This window comes from Paenibacillus sp. RC73 (assembly GCF_044908085.1).
Lineage (GTDB): Bacteria > Bacillota > Bacilli > Paenibacillales > Paenibacillaceae > Paenibacillus > Paenibacillus terrae_A.
The window spans coordinates 440,962-464,990 of sequence record NZ_JBIYCV010000005.1; the positions used below are offsets into that span (position 1 = coordinate 440,962).

Sequence of the window (24,029 nt, forward strand, 5' to 3'; positions counted from 1 at the left end):
TTAGAAAACAAAGTCGATGGAATCCGGTGAGAAGCCTTCCGGCTGCTCGCCCGAGTTCACCTGAATTTCGCTTAACAGCAGATCCGGGTTTGCCCCAACCTGTGACAGAATCGCTATCAAATCTTCCGTTAATCGTTCAATCGCCTCTGCCCCAAACAGCTTCGTGCAATATTCAAAGGAACCCTTGATCACCCCGTCTTCATCGCTCATGGACAAGGTCAAATCAAATTTGGAGATACGATGCTCCCGAACATACGGACTGAAGGACAGGGTCTCAAGCTTCGCTTCCTGCGACTCCGTATTTTCCAGTGCAAACATGGTGTCAAACAATGGGTTACGGCTTGTATCCCGTGCTACATCCAGCTTTTCCACTAACTCTTCCAGTGGATAATCCTGATGCTCGAAGGCTTGCAGCGTACGATCTCTGGCTTCCAGCAAGTAGTTGTGGAACGTTTGGTTGCCCTTCGGCTGATGCCGGATGGCTAGCGTATTGACGAACATTCCGATCAGTGGCTCCAACTCAGGCAACAAGCGGCCTGCTACCGGAGTACCGATGATCAAATCGTCCTGACCGCTGTATTTGGACAGCAGAACGGTGTAGGCGCTCAATAGCACCATGTACAACGTACTTCCGGTCTGTGCCGCCATTCGGTGCAGTTGTTCGGATACATTCGGGTCAACTGTAAATTCATACAGCACACCCTCGAAGCTGCGAACAGCAGGTCTTGGATAAGCAATCGGCAAATCCAGTACCGGCAATTCTCCGGCTAAATGCTCCAGCCAGAAGTGTTCCCGGCGTTGATATGACTCACGCTGCATTTCCTGCTGCTGCCACACGGCATAGTCCTTGTACTGAATCGGCAGCGGCTCCAATTCCTGCTCCTCGTACAGCTGTACCAGTTCCTGCACGATATTGTTAGACGATACACCGTCTGAAATAATATGGTGCATGTCGTACATCAGGAAATGGCGCTCTGGTCCGGTTTGAATGATCCGGACACGCAGCAGTGGTGCCTGCCGAAGATCAAAGCTGCGTACAAAGGATTCGATATACGCTTCGGCTTCAGATTCACTAACCTGCAGGCGCTCTACTGCAAACTCAACCTGATCGTAAACCCGCTGAACAACCTCGCCTTCCACCATTTCAAAGGAAGTCCGCAACGTTTCATGGCGGGCTATTAACTGACGGAATGCTTCCTCCAGTCGATCTGCCTGAAGCGGTCCTTCCACCGTTAGCACATCCGGCATGTTGTAGCTGACATCCCCACCTTCCAGATGGCTCAAAATGTACAGACGTTTTTGAGCCGAGGAAACCGGGTAGTAGGCCTGTTTCGCCGCCGCAGGGATCACCGTATAGGTGTCTGTGCCGTGCGTAGCTATGAGCTGGGCTTGCTGCTCAATCGTAATGTGCTGGAACACCTCACGCAGTGTAATCCGGCTGTCCAGTTCCTGATGGATTTTGGTCACCAGCGTTGTTGCTCGCAGGGAGTGTCCACCCATGTCGAAGAATGAGTCGGTGACTCCAACGCTGGACAGCTTCAACACATCCTGCCAAATTTGAGCAAGCTTGGCTTCGAGCGGCGTCCGCGGCGCAACGTATTCCATGCCACCTTCGAGGCGCGTTTCCGGCGCTGGCAACGCCTTGCGGTCAATTTTTCCGCTTGGGGTCAGCTGGAAACGATCCAGTTGTACAACATATATCGGGATCATGTAATCCGGCAGCTTCGGCTGCAGCGCATTGCGCAGCTCCGGCAGACTCAGCGGTGCTGTGGCTACGATGTAGGCACACAGGTCCTTATGTCCGTCTTCGCTTTCCCATGCCGTGACCACGGCTTTCTGAATGCCGTCTACGGTCAGCAGCTGTGCTTCCACCTCGCCCAGCTCGATCCGGTACCCCCGGATTTTCACCTGGTGGTCGATCCGGCCTAAATACTCGATGCTTCCATCTGGCAGCCATCGGGCCAGGTCGCCCGTCCGATACATCCGGTGGATGTGGGCATCTGGAGCTTGTTCAGCTTCCACTGAAGCTGAGGCAAACGGATTCGGTATGAACTTCTCTGCCGTCAGTTCCGGCAGGTTCAGGTATCCTCTTCCTACACCTGCACCTCCAATATAGAGCTCACCTGCGATACCGATCGGCACCAGTTGCTGCTGGCTGTTCAGGATGTACACAGACTGGTTCGCTATCGGCGTTCCGATGGATACGGTGTGTTCACCTTTTTCCAGCAGCACGTTCAGGGCTTCTACATCTTCAATCGTATAAGCTGTTGCATCTACCGTCGTTTCGGTCGGACCATACACATTAGTAATTACCGGGCGGTACCCGGACCACTTGTGCAGGAACACATTGACCAGTTGTACAGATAATGCTTCACCGCCGATCAGGTAATGCTTCACTTCTGGCGCTTCCGTCACACTGACGCTTTCGTTCAAAATATGCAGATGCGCAGGTGTGCCGTCCGACAGATCAATTCGGTGCGTTCGGTAGTAGGCGATCAAATGCTCCCCGCTCAGGCTGACGTCACGGGATACCACATGCAAGGTGTGGCCTAATAACAAGCTGGCAAAGATTTGCTTCACCGAAGCGTCAAATACAAATGCCGACAGCCATGCGACATGAAGCGGCTGTTCATAACGGCTGTATACTCGCTCAAATAAAGCATCTACCAGATTGCTGACACTGCCCTGCTCGATCATGACACCTTTCGGCTGACCGGTTGTGCCTGACGTGTAAATCATATAGGCCAGGTTATGCGGGCGGGCCACAGGGATCAGGTTGCTCGCATCCTGTGCTCCCAGTTGAGCTTGAACGTTCTCATCGTCAAGAACTACTGCTCGAACTGTGGATGGCAAGCTGAGTGAGAGATTGGCGACTCTGCTTGTAATCACGACCTTTGCCCCGCTGTCTTGGAGCATGTAGTCGATACGTTCCTGCGGATACATGGTATCCATCGGCACATACGCGCCTCCGGCCTTAAGTACTCCTAGAATGCTCACCAGGATATCGGCAGAACGTTCCAGTAACACGCCTACCGGTTGATCTGCATCGATTCCTTCCGCTCGTAACACACGGGCCAATCGGTTCGCACGCTCGTTCAGCTCGGCGTAGGTCAGCGTCGTGCCCCCAGACACGACCGCTACCCGATCAGGGCTGCGCTTCGCTTGCTCTTCAAATCGTTCGCTGAGCGAGCGACCTTGTTCTGTTTCACGCACGCTATGCGCGTTCGGGTCATTGAACACCTTCAGAATCCGCTCGGTTTCTTCCGCTGTAATCAGCTCCAGCTCGCCCAACTTCGCATCCGGGTTCGCTGCCACGGCTTCGGCCAAACGAATGAAGTGACGTGTCATCCGTTCTACGGTTTCCCGTTGATACAACGCGGTTGCATACTGCAATCCAAACTGGATGCCTACCCCTTCCTCCCTGGCTTCCAGCATCAAATCAAACTTGACTGGCGTTTGTTCCAAGCCGTATGGACGGAAGCTTAGGTCTGCCAGCTGCAATTCGCTTTCCTCAGTGGTTTGCAGCGTAAACATCGTATCGAACAGCGGATGGCGGCTCATATCCCGCTTCACGTTCAGCTTTTCCACCAGTTCCTCAAATGGATAGTCCTGATGTTCGTATGCTTGCAGGGCACGATCTTTCACTTCTTCCACGTAGCTGCGGAAGGTATGCTCTGCCGTCGGATAGTTTCGCAATGCCAACGTACCAACGAACATCCCAAGGATCGACTCCAGATCTGCATGCGGTCGTCCTGCAATCGGCGTGCCGACTACCATGTCCTCTTGGCCGCTGTATTGGTGCAAGAGTGCGGTGTACGCAGCCAGCAGCACCATGTACAATGTAGAGCCTGTGTGCGCCGCCAGTTCTTTCAGGCGTTCGCTAACTTCATGCTCCAGTCCGAACACGACCGTATCCCCTGCCGTACTGCGTACCGCCGGACGGGCAAAGTCCGTAGGTACATCCAGTACAGGCAACTCACCCCGGAAGGTGTCGAGCCAGTACGCTTCCTGACGCTGCATCCACTCCTGATGGGCTTCGCTTTGCTGCCATACCGCATAATCCTTGTACTGAATCCGCAATGGCGATAGCTCTTCACCCTCATACAAGCGGACAAATTCATCAGTCAGTACGCCCATGGACACACCATCCGAGACGATATGGTGCATATCGAGCATAAGCAAATGCTGTTGTTCTTGTTCCACTCCTTGTACGCCCAGGTCCACCAAGCCTACCCGCAGCAGCGGCGCTGCTTGCAGAACGAACGGACGGACAAAGCGCCGTACCAGTTCTTGCGTTTCCTTGCTGACCATCATGTCCGTATCCGTAGTCGCACCCTCTGCCTGTACCTTTGCATATTCCACCTCGAACGGCACGATCTCCTCAATCCATTGCATCGGCTCACTGTCCACTAGTTCAAAGCGGGTACGCAAGGTTGCATGGCGGGCGATCAGTTGCCGGAACGCGTCTTCTACTCGTTTCACATCGAGCGGACCACTCACTTGCAGCACCGACGGCATGTTGTAGTTCACATCATTCGGGTCGAACTGATGCAGCACATACAGTCGTTTTTGCGCCGAGGATAACGGGTAGAAGCCACGGGCTTCTGTCACCGGAATGGACGCATAGTTCACTTGATCCAGCTGTTCCAAAACGGCTGCCAGTTGTTCAATCGTTGGTGCTTCAAAAATACTGCGCAATGGAAGCGGCTTATTCAGCTCCTTGTGAATCTTCGAGGCCAGGGTTGTCGCCCGCAGTGAATGTCCGCCAATCTCAAAGAAGTTTTCCTTCACTCCAACCTGTGCCAATCCAAGTACATTTTGCCAAATTTGGGCCAACTTCACTTCCACCCATGTCCGCGGTGCAACATAATCCGCTCCGCTTTGCAGACTGACCTCTGGTGCCGGTAGTGCTTTGCGGTCGATTTTACCGTTTGGTGTCAGCGGCACCTGCTCCAAGTGGATGAAATATGACGGCATCATGTAGCCTGGCAGCTCCTGGCTTAAAGCGCTGCGTAGCTCACTTGCCACAACTTCCTCATCGGTGACCACATAAGCGCAGAGCTGCTTCTGCCCTTGCTCATCTTCTCGTGCGATGACCACAGCTTCTCGCACCGCCTCCAGCTTCAGCAGCTGGGTTTCTACCTCGCCCAGCTCGATCCGGTAGCCGCGAATTTTCACCTGTGCGTCGATCCGTCCCTTATATTCCAGGGTCCCGTCCACATTCAAGCGTACTAGGTCGCCTGTGCGATAGCAGCGTTCTCCGCTGCGGAACGGGCTGTCGATGAACTTTTCGGCCGTCAGATCCGGACGGTTGAGGTATCCACGTGCCACCCCGTCACCGCCCACGATCAGTTCTCCCCATACCCCGATAGGCTGGAGCCGCATCGAACGGTCCACGACATACGCCGTCGAGTTATGGATCGGTCTGCCAATTGGTACCGATCCTGATTGCACGCCAGTAATCGTATGTGTTGTGGAGAAGGTCGTATTTTCGGTCGGGCCGTAGCCGTTAATAATCTGCAGGTTCGGATGGGCTATCATTACCCGGTTAATATGCGGTACAGACAGCACATCACCACCGACCAACAGCTCCCGTACCCCCTCAAACAGATCAAGATCCTGCTGGGACAGCTGGTTAAAGAGCGGCGCGGTCAGCCACATCGTGGTAATGCCATGATTGCGAACAGCTTCCTTAAGCTTAGGCCCGTCCAAAATGACATCCTGACTTACCAGCACCAGCTGTCCACCATTCAATAGCGCACCCCAAATTTCAAAGGTGGATGCGTCGAAGACAATAGCCCCTGTCTGCAAAATGCGCGTGTCGGCATCCAACTGCGCATAGTTAGTATTTTTCACCAAACGTACAACATTACGGTGTTCTACCATGACGCCCTTTGGCTGGCCCGTCGTACCCGACGTATAAATCACATACGCAAGGTCGTTCGGACCAGACAACGGCTCTAGATGGGAGCCATCCTCGTGGTACACACCCTGTGCCCCATCCAACACCAGCACGTTGCCATTAAAAGCAGCTTTGTCCAGCAGATGGCTTTGCGTCAACAACAGCTCTGCCCCCGAGTCATTCAGCATGTAGCGGATACGCTCCTCTGGATACGTCGGATCGATCGGAACATATGCACCCCCGGCTTTCAAAATGCCTAAGATACCCACGATCAAGTCTACCGAACGCTCGGTCATCAGTCCCACCAGGCGATCCTTCGTCACGCCTTGATTGCGCAGAGTACGAGCCAGACGAGTCGCGCGTTCATTCAGCTCGCGATAGGTCAACTGCTCTCCTTCGAAGAACAACGCTGCCTGCTCCGGTGTCTGCGCTGCTTGTGTTTCGAACAAGCCATGGATCGTTTGCTCCCTTGGATACTTGACGGCTGTATCTCCCCATACGCCCAGAATTTGCTCGCGCTCCTGCTCACTTAAAACATCCAACTCATGCACTTGAATGTCTGGCTTCGCTGTCACTTGCTCCAGCAGCTGCACCAGATGGCTCTGAGTCCGTTCAACGGCTTCACGATCATAGAGCTTCGCATTGTATTCAAATCGGATTTTCATCGCTTCCAGCGGAATGACGAGCAAATTGAAATCATAGTTGGTTTGTTCAATCATACCTGCGTTGCTAATTTCAAAATCCGATTCTGCACCTTCGCCAAGTTGCTCGACCTGCTCCTCCACCGGATAGTTTTCGAACACGATAATGTGGTTGATCAAGTCTTGCTTTTGCTCGCTTAAGGCTTGAATTTCATATAGCGGATACGTTTCATAAGCTTGAGAAGCCAGCGCCTGCTTCTGATTCGCTCTGATCATGTCGGCAAATGTATCCTCAGCTCCACTACGGATACGTACTGGAATGGTGTTAATGAACAAGCCCACCATATTTTCAATACCCGAAATATCAGCCGGACGACCCGACACTACACCGCCAAAAACAGCGTCATCACTACCGTTGTACTTTTGAAGCAGCAAGCCCCATGCCGTTTGCAGTAATGTATTCGTGGTCACGTGGTGCTCCTTGGCAACCATTTCAATGCGGCCTGTCAAATCCTTGCCCAGATCGCACAGCACATGCTCAAATTGTGCACCTTCCGCTTTCACGCCTACTTTTCCGGTCGGAATCGAAGTTTGCTGATCATAGTCGAGCAAATAATCCTTCCAGTATGAAGATGCAGCCTCTACATCCTGTGCTTCAAGCCACTCAATATATTGACTGTACGGAGTAACTGGGGCAAGCTTCGGTTCTCTATGCTCGACGGCTGCAAAATAAGCCTCAAACACCTCATCCGTTACCAACGCCACACACCAGCCATCCATCAAGATGTGATGAGAGCTCCACACAAAATAATAATCCTCATCACCTGTTCGTAAAATCGCCACGCGCATCAATGCATCCTGGGACAAATCGAATCCGGCTGCCTTGTCTTTGCGAATAAATTCCTTCACGTACGCGTCACGCTCCTGCTTAGCCAAATGACGCAGATCCTCATATTTGAAACCAATATCCTTGCGGCGGAAAATGACCTGCACCGGCTCATCCTGCCAACCACTGTAGAAATTAGCTCTAAAAATCTCATGCCGCTGCGCCAAATGATTCAAGCTATCTTGGAAAATATCCGCTTGGAAGCGTCCGCGCAAATCAAATGTCGTTTGTTCAAAATAAGCACCTGACTTTGCATCCATCAGATTATGGAACAGCATACCTTTTTGCATCGGCGTTAACGCATATACATTTTCCAGTTCGCCAATGTCACGAGTCCGCTCTACCAATTGATCCAGCTCAGCCATGGTTACATTTTTAAGCATTACATCGCTTGGAGTCAGCTCCTGTTGTTTGCGGCCTGCGCAATGCGCAATGATTTCCCGCAAGCTGGTTCTGAACTCCTCGGCTAGCTGCTCCATCGTTTCTCGGCGATATTCCTGATTGCTGTAGCTGATCGTCAATTGCAGTTCGCCTTCCGAAATCATTCCATTAATGTCTAGCGTGTGCGATCTGGCTGCATGTGCGCCAAGCTCTTCACCGCTGGAGTAAGGAGATACGTCAATGGATTGATTTTGCATATCTTGATCAAATTGTCCCAAATAGTTAAAGCTGATTTCAGGCTCGGTTACAAAACGCTCTTGCTCACGTGCGGCGGACAGGTATCTCAAAATACCGTAGCCGATACCCTTTTGCGGAATGCGACGCAGCCCTTCCTTCACATGTTTGATGCACTGTGAAAGGTCTTGTCCCACGCTCATATCCAGCACAACCGGGAATTGAGTCGTGAACCAGCCGACGGTGCGAGTAATATCCAGCTCTGGCAAAATGGACTCCCGTCCATGACCTTCCAGGTTGACGAGCACTCGTCCAATGCCAGCCCAGCGATGAATCGTCATTCCTAATGCTGTAAGCAGCAAATCATTCATATCCGTGTTGTAGGCACGATGCGCCTGTTTTAACAGCTGCTCCGTTTCCTGAGCTGTCCACGTGGCAGTAACGATATCGCTGTCTCTATTTAAGGAATAGGACTGTGGCTGGTCTTTTGGAAGCGGCTCATACATTCCCTGTTCAATTTCTTGCCAGAATGTGAGTTCCGCTGCAATTTCCGGACCGTTCGCATATTGAGATTGTCCATCAGCCCAGGTGCGGAACGAATCCGTTTTGTACGGAAGACGAATCGCTTGTCCGTTCAATGCCTGCTCATAGGCTGTTGTAATATCCTCGAACAAAATGCGCCAGGATACGGTGTCCACCACTAAGTGATGAATCGCAATCAGCAAATGGTCTCCATCTGGGCAATGGAACAGCCCCAGCTTCACCAGCGGTCCTTCACTCAAATCAATTCCAGCTTGAATTTCATTCGCTTTGGCCTCAATGGCCGCAGACACCTCAGTCTCATTGCGGAAGTCCGTCTGCTCCAGCGTGTACAGCTTACCCTCACCAATCGCACGGCTCCATGCTTCGTATCCGTGATCGGTAGGACGGAAAATGGTACGCAGCGCGTCGTGATGGCTAACAATTTGCTCCATCGCTGTACGCAATGCCGTTTCATCAAAACCGTCCTTGCTATGCAGCATGATGGACTGGTTATGGTGATGAGCATCCGTCAGGTTTTGCTCAAAGAACCATTGTTGAACTGGTGTCAGCTTCACAGCGCCCACCACTTCGCTCTGATCTGCCAATCTTGTCACAGATTGGACTTTCAGCGCCAATGCAGACACCGTTGGATTGCTGAACAGGTCTTTCATGTTCAGTCGATAGCCTGCTTGCAGCAATCGGGACGATACCTGCAGGGCCTTGATCGAATCGCCGCCCAGCTCGAAGAAGTTATCCTGCGTGCCTACCGCTTCCACGCCGAGCACCCCTGCCCATACCGAAGCCAGTACCTGCTCGACCGTTGTACGCGGTGCCACATAGGCTGCACCTGTATGGATGCTGCCTTCCGGATCCGGCAACGCCTTACGGTCGATTTTGCCGTTGCTCGTCAGCGGGATCGTCTCCAGTCGCATCAAGCGTGCTGGCACCATGTGTGTCGGCAGTCCTGCTTCCAGCTCAGCCTGTACCTCCTCGATCCGCAGCTCCGCTTCTCCCGTGATATAGCCGCACAAATACTTGTGCCCACGCTCATCTGTCCGGTCGATCACGACCGCTTGACGCACACCCGGCACCCGCTGGATCACGGTTTCGATCTCGCCCAGCTCAATCCGGTAGCCCCGGATTTTGACCTGATAGTCCATCCGGCCGATAAAGTCCACGTTCCCGTCCGGCATCCACCGTGCCAGGTCACCTGTGCGATACAATCGTTCACCCGGCACGTACGGATTCGCCACGAATTTCTCGGCCGTCAGGTCGGCACGGTTCAGGTACCCGCGTGCTACCCCGGCTCCGCCAATGCATAGCTCGCCCAGTACGCCGATAGGTACCGGATTCAATTGGCTGTCCACGATATAAAAACGTGCATTCAGCCACGCCTGACCAATCGGCACACTGCCGCTGCTTGGCAGCTTCGATAGCTCTTCGTCATAGAAGCTGGAGTCAATCGCTGCTTCCGTTACGCCGTAGCTGTTAATGATGCGAATATCTGCACCAAATCGTTCTTGTAGCACCCGGTAATCTGTCACGCTACAGCTATCCGAGCTGGTGATCAGCAGCTCCAGACTGCTCATGTCCAGTCCGTGTTCATGCACATGCTGCATGAATGGTACGATCAAGGCCGGTGTCGATTCGAACACCGTAACCTGATAGTCACGAATCCAGCTGTATAGACGGCTCGGATCAATCCGGTCGTCTTTCGGGCAGATGACCATTGTTCCGCCGTTATAGAGCGCCCGTGCGATATCCCCGACGAATACGTCAAAGGAGAAGCTTGCCAGTTGCAGCAATCGTACCGGGAATTGGTTCAGACGGTAATCCCGCCGATACGCCGCAGCCGTATTCACCAAGCTCCGATGCTCAATCATGACTCCCTTCGGACGTCCCGTTGTTCCGGAGGTGTAGATCACATACGCCAGATCCTGCGGCTCGTTGATATGCTCGATATCCGCAGTATCCCCGGTGTACAGCGACTCATCGTCCAACGCCAGTACGGTATGCAGACGCAGTCCTGTTGCTGGTTCGGATGTTGCTTTGTTTTCCTCCAGCCATCCCTGCGCACGCTCCTGCAAGCCTGTTTGAGTCAAGAGTACCGTCGCACCGCTGTCCTCCAGCATGAAACGAATACGTTCTGACGGATAATCGGCATCCAGCGGCACATACGCGCCTCCTGCCTTCCATACCGCCAGTACGCCGACCAGCATATCCACCGAGCGTTCGCTCAAGATGCCGACAATCGACTCGCGTTCAATGCCTTCATTTCGCAATCTACGAGCCAACTGGTTCGCACGCTCGTTCAGTTTGCGGTACGTAAGCTGTTGCTCCTCGTACACAACCGCCACGTGATCCGGTACAAGCTGCGCCTGTTCCTCCACAAAGGTATGGAACAGGGCTCCTGCTTCAACGGCAGCAACATCCGATACCCCCACATCTCCAAAACCGTAGATGATTTGTGCTTTTTCCTCGACGGTTACCATATCCAAAGCTGCCAGTGGCTGCTGTGGATGAAGTGTAATGGCACGAACAAGTTCGGTAAAATGCTTGGCCAATCGCGCGATGGTTTCAGGCTTGTACAGCGCCGTGCTGTATTCCAGACTGCACAGGATACCTTCCGGCTGCTCCACTGCATCCAGAGTCAAATCAAATTTGGCAGTATTATTTTCCGTCGGATACGGCTTTAAGGTCAGACCTTCCAGCTCCAACTCCTGCTGCTCAAATGTTTTCAACTCAAACATCGTGTCAAACAGCGCATTTCGGCTCGTATCCCGTGTCAAATTCAGCTTTTCAACCAGCTCTTCAAAAGGATAGTCTTGATGCTCATAGGCACTGAGCGCATGCTCTTTGACCTCTCGCAGATGATCAAGGAACGTTTTCTCGCCAGATGGATAATTGCGGATCGCCAGCGTGTTAAGGAATACGCCTATCAGGCCCCCCAACTCCGCATGTGGTCTTCCCGCAATCGGCGTTCCGACGATAATGTCCTCCTGCCCCGAATATTTATGCAAGAGCGTGCTATACGCTGCAAGCAACACCATGTACAAGGTTGATCCGGTTTGAGCGGCCAGCTGCTTCAACTGCTCGCTGTCCTCCATGCTGATGGCAAAATCCAATCGAGTTCCTTCCAGACGCTGTACGGCTGGTCTTGCAAAATCTGTTGGCATATCCAGCGCCGGAATTTCACCAGCCATGGTTTTCAGCCAATAGCTTTCTTGCTCATGAAGACGTTCACTTTGCATATCTGCATGCTGCCAAACGGCATAGTCCTTGTACTGGATGCGAAGCGGCAGCAGCTCCTTGCCTGCATACAATTGAGAAAGCTCCTGCACGATAATTCCCTCAGTAACGCCATCCGAAATAATATGGTGCATGTCATAGAGCATAACGTGACGTTGCGGTCCGTTTTCTACCAACTGAACCCGCAGCAACGGTGCTTGCGCGAGATCAAATGCACGTACAAAGTCCAGTGCATACTGCTGTGTCTCTTCTTCGCTTGCACGCACATGCTCGACGTTGAATTCGACATTTGGTTCAATACGTTGAACAACCTCGCCATCCACCATATCGAATCTGGTTCGCAGGGTTTCATGACGGGCAATCAGCTGACGGAAGGCTTGCTCCAGTCGCGTTTTATCCAGGGAACCTTCAATAATCAAAGCTTCCGGCATGTTGTAGCTAACCTCTCCACCTTCCAGATGACTCAAAACATACATCCGTTTTTGCGCCGAGGAAACTGGATAATATGCGCGCTCCTCCACAACAGGTATGGATACATACGTGTGCTGTGTCTGATGTTCACCCATCACCTGTACCAGTTGCTCAATCGTCGGATATTGGAAAATATCTCGCAGCGCCAGCTTGTGATGCAGCTCCTGATGAATTTTCGCCACCAGTGTTGTAGCACGCAGAGAATGTCCTCCCACTTCAAAGAAGTTATCCTTAATGCCTATCTGCGAATGATTCAGCACACTTTGCCAGATACGTACCAGTTGCTCTTCCAGCAATGTCCGCGGTGCAGCGTACTCCGTACCTCCCAAGCGTGCTTCCGGCGCAGGCAACGCTTTGCGGTCGATTTTTCCGTTAGGTGTCAGCGGGAAATGATCCAGTTGTACGACATACGTCGGGATCATATAGCCCGGCAGCTTTGGCTGCAGCGCATTGCGTAGCTCCGGCAAGCTCAATGCCTCTGAGGCTACGAGATACGCACACAGGTCCTTGTTGCCATCTTCGTTTTCCCAGGCGGTGACCATCGCTTTTTCAATACCATCCACGGTCAGCAGCTGCGCTTCCACCTCGCCCAGTTCAATCCGGTAGCCCCGGATTTTGACTTGATAGTCCATCCGGCCGATAAAGTCCACATTTCCGTCCGGCATCCACCGCGCCAAATCGCCTGTGCGGTACAATCGTTCACCCGGCACATACGGATTCGCGACGAATTTCTCGGCCGTCAGATCCGCACGGTTCAGGTACCCACGCGCTACCCCAGCTCCGCCAATGCATAGCTCGCCCAGTACGCCGATAGGTACTGGATTCAATTGGCTGTCCACGATATAAAAACGTGCATTCAGCCACGCCTGACCAATCGGCACACTGCCGCTGCTTGGCAGCTTCGATAGCTCTTCGTCGTAGAAGCTGGAGTCAATCGCCGCTTCCGTTACGCCATAGCTGTTAATAATCCGAGTAGCTGCGCCAAACCGCTCTTGCAGCACTCGGTAATCCGCCACATTGCAGCTATCCGAGCTGGTGATGAGTAGCTCCAGACTGCTCATGTCCAGTCCCTGTTCATGCACATGCTGCATGAACGGTACGATCAGAGCTGGTGTCGATTCAAACACCGTAATCTGATAATCGTGAATCCAGTCATACAGACGGCTGAGATCAATCCGGTCGTCTTTCGGACAAATCACCATCGTTCCGCCGTTATAGAGCGCCCGTGCGATATCCCCGACGAATACGTCGAAGGAGAAGCTCGCCAGCTGCAGCAGCCGTACCGGGAACTGGTTCAGACGGTAATCCCGGCGATACGCCGCAGCCGTATTCACCAAGCTGCGATGCTCGATCATGACTCCCTTCGGACGTCCCGTTGTTCCGGAGGTGTAGATCACATACGCCAGATCCTGCGGTTCATTGATAGGTTCGATATCCGTGGTGTCTCCGGTGTACAGCGACTCATCATCCAACGCCAGCATTGTCTGCAAGCACAGTCCAGTTGCTGGTTCGGATGTTGCTTTACTGTCAGATGGCGAGTCTAATGTTAAACTCAGGTCTCCATGGAGGGTATCTGATTCCACCGTCTCAGCGCTAACCGCCGTTTCCAGTTGGCCCTCAGACTTCCCTCCGGCCAAGGCCCCTCGGCTTTCCTCCAGCCATACCTGCGCACGCTCCTGCAAGCCTGTTTGGGTCAACAGTACCGTCGCACCGCTGTCCTCCAGCATGAAACGAATACGTTCTGACGGATAGTCTGCATCCAGCGGCACATATGCGCCTCCAGCCTTCCACACCGCCAGTACGCCGACCAGCATGTCTACCGAACGTTCGCTCAAGATGCCGACAATCGACTCGCGTCCAATGCCTTCATTTCTCAATCTACGAGCCAATTGGTTCGCACGCTCGTTCAGTTTGCGGTACGTAAGTTGTTGCTCCTCGTACACAACCGCCACGTGATCCGGTACAAGCTGCGCCTGTTCTTCCACAAAGGTATGGAACAGGGCTCCTGCTTCAACAGCAGCAACCTCCGATACCCCCACATCTCCAAAACCGTAGATGATTTGTGCTTTTTCCTCCACGGTTACCATATCCAAAGCTGCCAGTGGCTGCTGCGGATCAAGTGTAATCGCACGAACGAGCTCGGTAAAATGCTTGGCCAATCGTGCGATGGTTTCAGGCTTATACAGCGCCGTGCTGTATTCCAGACTGCACAGAATACCTTCCGGCTGCTCCACTGCATCCAGAGTCAAATCAAATTTGGCAGTATTATTTTCCATCGGATACGAATTTAGAGTAAGACCTTCCAACTGCAACTCCTGCTGCTCCAATGTTTTCAACTCAAACATCGTGTCAAACAGCGCATTTCGACTTGTATCCCGCGTTAAATTCAGCTTCTCAACCAGCTCTTCAAAAGGATAGTCTTGATGCTCATAAGCACTGAGCGCATGCTCTTTGACCTCTTGCAGATAATCAAGATATGATTTGTCGCCAGACGGATAATTACGGATCGCCAACGTGTTGATGAATACACCTACCAGGCTCTCCAGTTCCGCATGCGGTCTTCCGGCAATCGGCGTTCCAACCACGATGTCCTCTTGGCCCGTGTATTTATGCAAGAGCGCGGTGTACGCCGCCAGCAGCACCATATACAGTGTTGCGCCTGTTTGTGCGGCCAGCTCTTTCAGACGTTCGCTAACTTCACGCTCCAGTCCGAATTCGATCGTATTTCCTGCTGTACTCTGCATCGCCGGACGGGCAAAGTCGGTTGCCAGATCCAGCACAGGCAGTTCGCCTCGGAAGGTGTCGAGCCAGTACGCTTCCTGACGCTGCATCCACTCCTGATGGGCTTCGCTTTGCTGCCATACCGCATAATCCTTGTACTGAATCCGCAATGGCGACAGCTCTTCACCGTCATACAAGCGAACAAATTCATCGGTCAGTACCTCCATGGACACACCATCCGAAACGATATGATGCATGTCGAGCATGAGCAAATGCTGCGGTTCTTGCTCCACTCCTTGTACGCCAAGGTCCACCAAGCCTACCCGCAGCAGCGGCGCAGCTTCCAGATCGAACGGACGGACAAAGCGTCGCACCCGCTCTCTCGTTTCCTTGCTGACCATCGTGTCTGTATCCGTAGTAGTCGTATCCTCTGCCTGAATCTTTGCATATTCCACCTCGAACGGCACTGTGTCCTCAATCCATTGCATCGGCTCACTGTACATCAGCTCAAAGCGGGTACGCAAGGTCGCATGGCGGGCGATCAGTTGACGGAACACATCTTCTACTCGTTTCACGTCCAGCGGGCCACTCACTTGCAGCACCGACGGCATGTTGTAATTCACATCATTCGGGTCGAACTGATGCAGCACATACAGTCGTTTTTGCGCCGAGGATAACGGGTAGAAATCACGGGCTTCCGTCACCGGAATGGACGCATACGCCACTTGATCCAGACTTTCCAGAACTGCTGCCAGTTGTTCAATCGTTGGTGCTTCAAAAATACTCCGCAATGGAAGCGGCTTGTTCAGCTCCTTGTGAATCTTCGAGGCCAGTGTCGTCGCACGCAGCGAATGTCCGCCAATCTCAAAGAAGTTTTCCTTCACGCCGACCTGCGCCAAGCCCAGCACATCCTGCCAAATTTGCGCCAGCTTCACTTCCACCCACGTCCGCGGTGCAACATAATCCGCTTCGTTTTGCAGGCTGCCTTCCGGTGCTGGCAGTGCCTTGCGGTCGATTTTGCCGTTCGGACTCAGTGGCATCTGCTCCAGTTGTACAAAGTACGATGGCACCATATAGCTTGGCAGCCCCCGGCCCAGCTCACTTCTCAGCTCGCTGGCTCCGAGCTCTTGACCCGCGACGTAGTACGCTACCATTTGTTTTTGGCCTGTTTCGTCCGCACGAGCCATGACTACGGCTTCGCGTACCGACTCCACCTTCAACAACTGCGATTCGACCTCACCCAGCTCGATCCGGTACCCCCGGATTTTCACCTGATGGTCGATCCGGCCCAAGTACTCGATGTTGCCGTCCGGCATCCATCTCGCCAAATCGCCCGTGCGGTACATCCGCTCATAGCCTGCTTCGCCATCCGCAAACGGATCGGCAACGAATTTCTCTGCCGTCAGCTCTGGACGGTTCAGATAGCCGCGTGCTACGCCTACACCGCCGATGCACAGTTCCCCTGCAACCCCGATCGGCTGCAATTGCTCCGTGCCTTCCTTCACGATGTACAGACGGATGTTCTGAATCGGTTTTCCGATTGGAATGACGGTATATTCCTCCGTCGGCTCGCAATCAAAGTACGATACGTCCACCGTCGCTTCGGTTGGGCCATACAGGTTGATCAGCTTCGCTCCAGCGATACCTGACACGAGTCGTTGGAACCGCGCCACATGCTGCGGCGGCAACGCTTCCCCGCTGGCAAATACATGGCGTAGTGTTCCCAGCTTCGCTTGCATCACTTCCTGCGGCTGCTGCTCCACATACTCCAGGAATGCATGCAGCATCGCAGGCACAAAGTGCATCGTGCTTACGCTATCGCGGGCAATCGTGTCTACGATGTCCTCCGGATTCTTTTCCCCGCCAACCGACAGCAGACTCACCTTCGAGCCAACCATCGACCACCAGAACAGCTCCCACACCGACACGTCGAATGTGAAGGCAGTCTTTTGCAGGATCGTATCCTCTGCACTCAAGCCGTAACGGTCATGCATCCACAAAATCCGGTTCAGCACGGAATGGTGCTCAACCATAACGCCCTTCGGTTTTCCAGTCGAGCCGGAGGTGTAGATGACATAGGCTACATGACGCGGACCAGCCAGTGGCTCCAGATTCGAGCCGTCTTCGTGGTACATGTCCTTGCCACCCTGCACCGGACGATCCAGCACCAGCACCTTGCCGTCGAAGCTCAGCGACGCTTGCTCGGCCAAATGCGATTGCGTCAATACCAGCTTCGCTCCCGAGTCTTCCAGCATAAAGCGAATACGGTCCGCCGGATATTCCGGATCAATCGGCACGTAGGCTCCACCTGCCTTGAGGATCGCATAGATGCCTACGATCATTTCCAGCGAGCGCTGTACTAAAATGCCTACCGGCTGATCCGGTTCAACGCCTTCCGCACGCAGGGTGCGTGCGAGACGGTTGGCCCGCTCGTTCAGTTCACCGTAGGTCAACGTCTCTGCTCCAAACAGCACCGCCACCTGATCCGGTGTTCGTGCCGCCTGTTCCTCGAACAGCGCACTTAACGTCTGACCCTGCGGATAAGCTGCCGCCGTAGCTCCCCAAACCTGAACAATCTGCGCTTGTTCTTCCGGTGTTACCAATTCCAGCTCATTCACACGGATATGCGGATTGTTCACGATTTGCTCAATCACATGCAATACATGTCCTTGCATACGCTCCACGGTAGCCCGATCGTACACATTAGCGTTATATCTGAACATGATGCTGAAGACTTCATCAGGCATCACAATCAAGTCCAGATCATAATTCGTTTGCTCGACAACCTCTACATTCGTAATTTCAAAAGCGGACGGACGAACTTCGCCAAGCTGCTCCACCTGCTGCTCTACCGGATAGTTTTCAAACACCATAATGTGGTTAATCAGATTTTGCTTCTGCTCCGTCAGCGCCTGAATCTCATACAGCGGGAAACTGTCGTATACTCCTGAGGCCAGTGCCTGCTCCTGCGTTTTCCGCATAACCTCCACAAAAGTGGCATTCCGTTCACTTTGAATCCGAACTGGTATCGTATTAATGAACAAACCGATCATATTCTCTACACCAGCAATATCTGTCGGGCGTCCAGATACGACACTACCGAAAATAACATCCTCATTGTTGTTATATTTCTGCAAAATAAGGCCCCACACGCTTTGCATCAGCGTATTAATCGTCACCTGCTGCTGCTTCGCAATCCGGTACATGGCTTCGCTCCACGTTTGATCCAGCTCCACCGTTATTTTTTCAGAAATATATTCGCTGGTTTCACTAGCTGTAGTGGATAGAGCATTTTCCCTGCTGTCCACGGCTTGATCTTTTGATGAAGCATCCGAGCCAGGTAGCAAAGTCTGCTGTTCAAAGCCCGCCAAATAGCTGCTCCAATAATCTTTTGCCGCACGTTCATCCTGACGCTCCAGCCATTCGATATATTGGCCATATGGGGTGATATTAGCAAGCTTCGGCTGCTTCTGCTCCACCAGCGCAAAGTACGTACCGAACACTTCACCTGTAACTAGCGACAAGCACCAGCCGTCCATGACAATGTGATGGAAGCTCCACACCAAATGATACGTTTCTTCATTTGTCTGCAACACCTGTACGCGCATGAGCGCATCGGTACCGAGATTAAAGCCCCGGGCCTGGTCCTCCTGCTTGAACGCATGGATATACGCCTTTTGCTCCGCTTCCTGCATTCCACGTAAATCCTTGAAGGAAAGGTCGCTATCTTTGTGACGGAACACGATCTGTAATGGCTCCTCACTGTGCCCTGTCTCAAACATATGGAAATTCGTCCGCAGCGCCTCATGACGCTGTGTCAGTAGATCAAGACTCTTCCGGAAAACAGCAACATCAAAGCTGCCTTTTTGATCAAACGACGCTTGCTGGAAGTATGCGCCTGATTCCGGCTCCATCAAGCTATGGAAAAGCATCCCCTTCTGCATAGGCGAGAGAGCATAAACATTTTCCAGTTCACCCACAGCAGCCATTTGCTCCGTCAATTGTTCCAGCTGCTCCAACGTCAAGCCCTTGAACAATACATCGCTTGGTGTTAGCTCACTCCGCTCTTTGGAGGCACAATGAACGATCACTTCCTGCAAGCTCTCCTGCAGCAATTGTGCAAATTTTTCCACGTTTTGTTGATGATATACCTTGCTGTCATAGCGAATTTCCAACGTGAGCACGCCTGCTGTAATCATCCCGTTCACATTCAGTGGATGCTCCAGAGCGGTATTGTCACTCATCGGCTCTCCACCTGTATGTGAAGACAGAGTGATATCACCATTTTCCAAATCCTGATCAAATTGCCCCAAATAGTTAAAGCTAATTTCAGGCTGCAAGGTCAAGGAAGGATTGGCAGCATGCTGAGACATATATTTCAAAATACCGTAGCTAATGCCCTTATGTGGCACATGACGCAGATCTTCCTTCACCCGTTTGATTCGCTGACCAACTTCTGCCTTACCGTCAACATCGAGCAGCAGCGGATATTGGCTTGTAAACCAGCCCACTGTACGTGTGATGTCGATATCTGGAATAATGGCTTCCCGGCCATGTCCTTCCAGGTTGACCAGCACACGCTCCTGACCGCTCCAGTTGTATAACGCTGTACCCAGTGCGGTTAACAGCAGATCATTGACCTCTGTGTTATACGCACGGTGTGCTTCCTGAAGCAGTAGTCGTGTTTCCTGCTCGCTCCAAGCCACGGTCACAGTCTCACTGTCTCTTATCAGAGAATGCTGTCCTTCCGTGCTCTCTTGATCCTTAGGCAACGATGCGAATTCCATTTGGGCGAGATGCTGCCAATATTCGCGTTCGTTTTCGATGGCCGGACTATTCGCATATTGAGACAAGCGCTCTGCCCAAGCGGAGAAAGAGTCCGTTTTATATGGCAGACGAATCGCTTCTCCCCGAACCGCCTGCTCATATCCGGTGGCAAAATCCTCAAACACAATCCGCCATGAAATGCCGTCTACGACCAAATGGTGGATCGCAATCAGTAAATGATCTCCGTCCGTGCAATGGAACAGCCCCAGCTTGACCAGTGGTCCCTCGTCCAGACGAATGGAACTTTGAATAGCATTCGCTTTCTCTTCAATGGCCTTCACCACGTCCGCAGCGTCTTCGTTGCCCGTCAAATCAACAACGTCCAGACTATAGAACTTGCCTTCGTTCAAGCCACGATTCCTCGCTTCATAGCCCTGTTCGGTCTGACGGAAGACCATGCGCAGCGCATCATGATGCTCGGTCACCTTGGTCACCGTTTGATGCAATGCGGCTTCATCGAAGCCTTGCTCTCTATACAGCATCACCGACTGATTGAAATAATGCGGCTCTGCTAAAAATTGTCCAAAGAACCATTGCTGAATCGGGGTCAGCTTGACCGCTCCCGAAACCGCACGCTGATCGGCTGTACGGCTGACCTTGTGGACATGACCACTCAGCAGCGATACGGAAGGATATTGGAACAGATCCTTCATTTCCAGCTTGTAGCCAGCTTGCAGCAAACGGGAGGATACCTGGATCGCTTTGATCGAATCTCCACCCAGATCAAAGAAATTATCCAAAATCCCGACTCTCTTTGCCCCTAATACGGCCTGCCAAATGGAAACCAAAGTCTGCTCCAGCGCTGTACGCGGCTCTATATAATCCGCTCCGCTTTGCAGGCTGCCTTCCGGTGCCGGCAGTGCCTTGCGGTCGATCTTACCGTTCGGTGTTAGTGGCATCTGTTCCAACTGGATGAAATACGAAGGCACCATGTAATTTGGAAGCTCCTCGCCCAGTAAGCTGCGAAGCTCTCCTGCGTTCACGTCCCGTTCGGCAACATAGTACGCCACCAGTTGGTTTTGCCCCTGCTCGTCCGCCTGGGCCAGTACGATGACCTCTTGCACATCTTCCACTTTCAGCATTTGGGCCTCAACCTCGCCCAGCTCGATCCGGTAGCCCCGGATTTTCACCTGATGGTCGATCCGGCCTAAATATTCGATATTGCCATCCGGCATCCATCTCGCCAAGTCACCCGTACGATACATCCGTTCATAGCCCGCTTCGCCAGCCGCAAACGGATTCGGTACAAATTTCTCAGCCGTCAGCTCTGGACGATCCAGATAACCACGGGCCAGACCCGGACCGGACACGCACAGCTCACCCGCTACGCCTACCGGAGCCAAATGTCCATGCACATCCAACATGTATACCCGGTGATTCGGCACAGGGCGTCCGATGGAAATCAGTTGGCCTGCTCTCTCATCCTCGGATACTGGCCAGATCGACGTCGCTACCGAGTTTTCCGTTGGACCGTAGCCATTGTAGTACGCCACCTGGTCCTTCCACTTGTATACCAGCTCTGTTGATGATGCTGAACCGGCAGTGAACAGAATACGTAGGTTTGGCATCCGTTCCGGCTCCAGATATACCGCATAGGTCGGCGGTAAGGCTGCCACGGTAATGTGATGATCCGCCATATATTGCTCAAACCGCTCGTAGTTCAAAATCGTCTCTGACGTTGGCACATACAACGTGGCTCCGCAGAACAGCGCCTGGAAGATTTCCCAGCAAGCCGCATCAAACGAATAGCTGGCGAACAATAACGCATGATCCGACGTGCTGATCCGAAGTGTCTGATCAAAATACGTTTTCAGATTGCACAGCCCGTGATGCTCCAGCATAACGCCCTTCGGCTGCCCCGTCGTACCCGACGTATAAATCACATACGCCAGATCGTTTGGACCGGACAACGGCTCCAGATTGGAACCATCCTCGTGATACACCGTTTGATCTCCATCCAGCACCAGCACGTTGCCGTCAAAAGCTGCTTTGTCCACCAGATGGCTTTGCGTCAACAACAGCTCTGCCCCTGAGTCATCCAGCATGTAGCGGATACGCTCCTCTGGATACGTCGGATCAATTGGCACATATGCGCCCCCGGCTTTCAAAATCCCGAAGATGCCCACAATCATGTCTACCGAACGCTCAGTCATCAGACCCACTAGACGATCCTTCGTCACGCCTTGACTGCGCAAGGTACGAGCCAGACGATTCGCGCGTTCATTCAGCTCGCGATAGGTCAACTGCTCTCCTTCAAAGAACAACGCTGCCTGCTCCGGTGTCTGTGCTGTTTGTGTCTCGAACAAGCCATGGATCGTCTGCTCGCTTGGATACTCGGCGGCAGTATCTCCCCATACGCCCAGAATTTGCTCGTACTCCAGCTCGCTTAACATATCCAGCTCTTGCACCCGAATGTCTGGCTTCGCTGTCACTTGCTCCAGCAGCTGCACCAGATGACCTCGAATTTGTTCTACACTTTCACGTTCAAATGCCAGTGCATTATAACCAAAGCTCATGTGAATAGTGTTCCCCGGCAGCACCACCAGGTTAAAGTCATAGTTGGTCTGCTCGACAGACTCAACGCCTGTGATGCTGAAGCTGGACCCATCACCGTTACCTAATTGCTCAATTTGTTCGTCTACCGGATAGTTCTCAAAAATAAGAATATGATTAATCAAATCCTGCTTAAGCTCCGACAACCCCTGAATTTCATACAACGGGTACGTATCATAGGCATGGGAAGCAATCGATTGCTCCTGGGTTTGCTTCATCACGTCTGAGAATAAGCTATCCACATGACTGCTGATGCGTACAGGAATCGTATTGATAAACAAACCAATGATGTGCTCCACATTTGGAATTTCTGCCGGACGTCCAGATACCACGCTGCCAAACACCACATCATCTGTGCCATTATATTTTTGCAGCAAAATACCCCAAACGGTCTGCATCAACGTATTGATGGTTACCTGATAACGATTGGCTATTCGCTGAATGCTTGCCGTTAGATCTGCGCCCAAGTCAAAATCCAGACGCTTCGCCTGATATCCCGTTTTACCCTGGATTTTAGCCTGTGGCAAGCGGGACTGTTCCTCATACCCTTCCAGAACCTTGCTCCAGTAACCTGATGCGGCCTGACGATCCTGCTGCTCCAGCCATTCGATATATTGACTGTACGGCGTTACAGGTGCCAGCTCAGGCTGCTTATGGGCCAGTATCGCAAAATAGCTCGCAAATACTTCATTTGTCACCAGCGACAGGCACCAGCCGTCCATCACGATATGATGGAAACTCCATACAAAACGGTACGAATCCTCACCTGTGCGCAAAACAGCGACACGCATCAAAGCATCTTGCGCCAGATCAAAGCCCCTCTGCTTGTCTTTACGCGTAAATTCAAGGATGTACTCGTTTTGCTTCTCTTCCTCCACATCGCGCAGGTCCTCTACATATAGTTCACTGCGCTTATTGCGGTACACGACCTGAAGCGGTTCATCCTTCCAGCCACTGTAGAAGTTCGTGCGCAATGCCGTATGCCGCTGTACCAATACATCCAGGCTTGCCGCAAAAGCAGCGATATTAAAATGTCCTTGCAGATCAAAGGATGCCTGCTCAAAATAAGCTCCCGATTGCGAATCCATAAGATTGTAAAAGAGCATACCCTTCTGCATAGGCGTCAGTGCGTATACATTTTCCAGCACACCTGTACGTGAAGCCTGTTCCGCAATTTGTTCCAGCTCTCCAGTCGTCAGACCTTTGAAGGACACATCACTCGGAGTCAACTCCGGCTGTTCCTGAGCGACGCAATGCGTAATCACCTCTTGCAAAGCGGCTTGCACCAGTCCCGCCACATGCTCCAGCGTTTCTTTGCGATACTGCTTACGACTGTAAGCGATCGTCAATCGCAACATGCCTTCCGAGATCATCGCGTTCAAATCCAGCGTGTACAGTAACGGTGAATGTGTATCATCTGTCTCACCTGCACCGTGGGACGACAACGTGATTCCGCTGTTTTGCAGATCCTGATCGACCTGACCCAAATAGTTAAAGCTGATTTCCGGTTCTGCTGCAATTGCACGCGCTTCATCCGATGCGGACGCATGGGACAAGTAGCGCCACGTTCCATACGTCAGCCCTTTATGCGGAATCCGGCGCAGGCCTTCCTTCGTGTCTTTAATCCGCTCTGCCAGCGTCA

General features: G+C 52.5%; 1 protein-coding gene (running past one end of the window). It reads right to left on the reverse strand.

The genetic code is table 11. The features are described 5' to 3' along the window. Positions 1–24,029, reverse strand: partial view of a non-ribosomal peptide synthase/polyketide synthase gene (locus tag ABH897_RS15050; RefSeq protein ID WP_404592334.1) — the 3' portion only. Its footprint extends 18,076 nt past the window's final position; the window shows 24,029 of its 42,105 coding nt (coding positions 18,077–42,105); its start codon lies off the right edge, out of view — the gene reads right to left on this strand; its stop codon occupies positions 1–3.